The following is a 749-nucleotide window of genomic DNA, read 5'->3' on the forward strand; positions in this document are numbered from 1 at the left end:
ATCAGTACCGAGCCCAGCAGTGTCATTATCGACGACGCGGAGGTGTGCTTCCGGCGTACCTACGGCTGTAGTACTAAGGGAATGTCCGGACGGACGTTCTTACAGAGTCAATCATTTGCAAGGCGGACGGAACGAGGTTCTTACGGACAGTTGACGTCTATATTTCAACTTCGTTTTCAAGAGGAGGACAACACGACCGCGATGGCGACGCGATGCGTGTAACGACTCTGAATCCAGCCTTGGCACGAGTCCTCAAGCGCTTGCACTATCCGCTCGATGTAATCCTGACGTGTGTGCGCTGGTATGTGGCATATCCGCTGAGCCTTCGACATCTGGAAGAGATGATGGCGGGGCGTGGAATCTCGGTCGACCATTCAACCGTACATCGCTGGGCCATCAAGGTGTTACCGGTTTTGGAGAAGGCGTTTCCTCGCTAAAAGCGAGCCGTCGGTCGGAGTTGGCGAATGGACGCAACGTATATGGCAACGATATCCTGAGCAGGCTTGAGGGATGACGTACGCCGGCGCCCACGCCTTGAAAGCGGGTGGCCGAATCCGTGCAACCGCCACTGCTCGCAACAAACTGACTCGCCACGCCCGGCAAAGAGCGTGGCCGTCCAGCGCGCGGCCACGCGATGGAGTTGCTCGACTTCGAAGCGATACGGTGCGGCTGTGAATCGTCGATGTCGAAAGACACGCTTTGACTGAACGTGTCCGCCGTTCGAATTGGCATCGCGGCCGTCTCCTCTT

1 protein-coding gene and 1 pseudogene are annotated in these 749 nt (G+C 57.1%); one reads left to right on the top strand and one right to left on the bottom strand.

Annotation, left to right across the window (positions count from 1 at the left end):
• Positions 1–212 precede the first annotated feature (212 nt).
• A pseudogene (locus AWB81_RS43775) lies at positions 213–434 on the top strand (IS6 family transposase); the annotation flags it as partial.
• On the opposite strand, the gene AWB81_RS48230 reads toward AWB81_RS43775, so the two are convergent.
• On the bottom strand, positions 397–749 hold a 353-nt coding region (locus tag AWB81_RS48230; RefSeq protein WP_235026278.1), incomplete at its 5' end, for a hypothetical protein. The pseudogene AWB81_RS43775 and the gene AWB81_RS48230 sit on opposite strands and share 38 nt — an antisense overlap.

The organism is Caballeronia arationis, assembly GCF_001544975.2.
Classification (GTDB): Bacteria; Pseudomonadota; Gammaproteobacteria; order Burkholderiales; family Burkholderiaceae; genus Caballeronia; species Caballeronia arationis.